This is a genomic window from Streptomyces sp. NPDC041970 (genome assembly GCF_055588985.1).
In genome coordinates this window covers 153383-155594 of the sequence record NZ_JBVJCD010000010.1, presented here as the reverse complement: position 1 = coordinate 155594, position 2212 = coordinate 153383, and the positions used below count along the sequence as shown (strand labels likewise).

Genomic DNA, 2212 nt, shown 5'->3' with positions numbered 1-2212 from the left:
CCCCCCCCCCCCCCCCCCCCCCCCCCCCCCCCCCCCCCCCCCCCCCCCCCCCCCCCCCCCCCCCCCCCCCCCCCCCCCCCCCCCCCCCCGCGCCCGGCGCGGACCGAGCCGCGCCCGTACCACCGCTCGGCGCACGGCCCCTGCCCGGACGCGCCGCCGAGGCGTCGCTGACGCTGTGGCAGAACCCCCTCGCACGGCCCGCCGGCCGCACAGGCTCAGGTCGCGCGTACGGACGACCCCGGTCCCCGACGACGGATTCACGATGGAGGACACCCCATGAACCTGCCCGACACCCCGATGGAGAGGGCCCGCCGCACCCGTGAGCGCGCCGAGGAACTGGCCCGCGCCGCCGAGCGGGCCACCGACCCCGAGCACCGCCGGCGGCTGAGGGAGAAGGCCCGCCGCCTCCTGCACGAGGACCTGGTGGCCGGGCCCCGCCCCTGAGCCGATCGGCCCTGCGGGCGCCGTCCGCCGTCCCCGTACCGTCACGGGCTCCGCACCCGGTCCCAGGTGCCGCGCGGCTGCGGTGGGACCCGTCCCCGGCCGGGCGTTCTCCCGTGGGCTCAGGCGCCCACCGTCCCGTCCACCCCCTCGCGGAGCAGGTCCGCGTGCCCGTTGTGGCGGCCGTACTCCAGCAGGACGTGCACCATGACCATCCGCAGGGAGACGTCCTTCCCCCAGCGCGGCTGGTGACCCGACAGGTCCAGCGAAGCGGCCTCGCGCTCGATGCGGCGCGAGGTCTCCACCTCCGCCTCCCAGGCGGTGAACGCCTCGACCCGGTTCGACGCGCTCGTGTCGTAGGCCGCCTGGAAGTCGATCTCCTCCGACCACACCATCGGAGCGTCGCCGTCCTCGAACACGCGGCGGAACCAGGCGCGTTCCACCTCGGCCATGTGCCGCACCAGAGCCAGCAGGGACAGCGTCGAGGGCGGCATGGACCGCTCGCGCAAGGCGTCGTCGCTCAGCCCGGCGCACTTCATCGCCAGCGTCTCGCGGTGGTAGTCGAGAAAGGCCCGCAGCGTCTCGCGCTCGCTCCCCGCCAGGGGAGGCCCGACCCGGTGGTCACTCGCCATGATCACGCCCTTCGCTCCTGAACTGCCGTCCGACAGTATGACCAGGGTCGGGCCGTGCCCCGTACTTCCCTGCTCGGCCCGTCCGCCCTCCCCGCCGCGCGGGAGGGGTCCGACGTCGCTTCGCGCACGCGCATGGCGCCGCCCGGGCCCTGGGTAGGGTGGCAGCGCTCCGTGGAATCCGCGGAATGCTCGACACAGGGGGATGGATCCATGGGTCCGTTGGCGGGAAAGGTCGCGTTGGTCACGGGTTCGAGCCGTGGTATCGGGCGGGCGATCGCCCGACGGCTCGCGCGTGACGGGGCTTTGGTCGCCGTCCATTACGGCGTGCGGAAGGAAGCCGCGCTGGACGTGGTCGAGGAGATCCGGAAAGCGGGCGGCAGGGCTTTCCCGGTGGGCTCCCTGCTGGGCGTCGAGGGAGACGTCGAGGCGCTCTACGAGGAGTTCGGCGCGGGGATGGCCGCTCTGGGCGAGGAACCGGTGCTGGACATCCTCGTCAACAACGCGGGGGTGAGCGGTTCCGGACGAATAGCCGACGCCTCACCGGAGAATTTCGACCGGCTGTTCGCCGTGAACGTGAAAGCGCCGTTGTTCCTCATCCAGCACGCTTTGACGCTGATGCGCGACGAAGGGCGGATCGTCAACATCTCGTCGGCCGCCGCGCACCGGTCCTTTCCCGAGTCGGTGACGTACGCCATGACCAAGGGGGCGGTGGAGACCTTGACGCTTGCTGTGGCAAAGGAGGTGGCGGGGCGGGGCATCACGGCCAACGCGGTCGTGCCGGGTTTCGTCGAGACCGACATGAACGCCCGGCGGCGCGAGACCCCCGAGGCGAGGGCGGCCCTGGCGGCGCACTCCGTGTTCGGCCGCCTGGGCCGCCCCGACGACATCGCCGACGTCGTGGCGTTCCTCGCCTCGCGCGACGCGCGCTGGGTCACCGGCCAGTGCCTCGACGCCACCGGAGGCACCGGTCTCTGAGCCCCGGCTCAGCGCTTCCGCGGCCCGTCGCCTGCCGCCCCACCGGTCGCCCCGGCGACCGAAGCGGGGGGGGGGGGGGGGGGGGGGGGGTGGGGGGGGGGCGGGGGGGGGGGGGGGGGGGGGGGGGGGGGGGGGGGAGGGTGACTTCTCCTTCTCACTCCTTC

At 74.6% G+C, this 2212-nt stretch carries 3 protein-coding genes; 2 read left to right on the top strand and 1 reads right to left on the bottom strand.

Annotated elements, in window-relative coordinates; genetic code table 11:
- Window positions 1-276 precede the first annotated feature (276 nt).
- Window positions 277-444 (top strand): DUF6381 family protein, encoded by a 168-nt coding sequence (locus tag ACZ6EJ_RS08450; protein ID WP_469265413.1) that lies wholly within the window; start codon window positions 277-279, stop codon window positions 442-444.
- Between the two features lie 119 nt (window positions 445-563).
- On the opposite strand, the gene ACZ6EJ_RS08445 is transcribed toward ACZ6EJ_RS08450, so the two are convergent.
- Window positions 564-1073 carry a DinB family protein gene (locus tag ACZ6EJ_RS08445; RefSeq protein ID WP_469265430.1) on the bottom strand — a complete coding sequence of 170 codons (510 nt, stop codon included), beginning with the start codon at window positions 1071-1073 and terminating at the stop codon, window positions 564-566.
- Between the two features lie 210 nt (window positions 1074-1283).
- On the opposite strand from ACZ6EJ_RS08445, the gene ACZ6EJ_RS08440 reads away from it, so the two are divergent.
- Window positions 1284-2048 carry an SDR family NAD(P)-dependent oxidoreductase gene (locus tag ACZ6EJ_RS08440; protein WP_469265428.1) on the top strand — a complete coding sequence of 255 codons (765 nt, stop codon included), beginning with the start codon at window positions 1284-1286 and terminating at the stop codon, window positions 2046-2048.
- The last annotated feature ends 164 nt before the right edge of the window (window positions 2049-2212 follow it).

Bases quoted from the DNA above. Each gene is read 5' to 3' on its own strand.
- ACZ6EJ_RS08450 (WP_469265413.1), top strand. From the start codon at position 277: ATGAACCTGCCCGACACCCCGATGGAGAGGGCCCGCCGCACCCGTGAG.
- ACZ6EJ_RS08445 (WP_469265430.1), bottom strand. From the start codon at position 1,073: ATGGCGAGTGACCACCGGGTCGGGCCTCCCCTGGCGGGGAGCGAGCGC.
- ACZ6EJ_RS08440 (WP_469265428.1), top strand. From the start codon at position 1,284: ATGGGTCCGTTGGCGGGAAAGGTCGCGTTGGTCACGGGTTCGAGCCGT.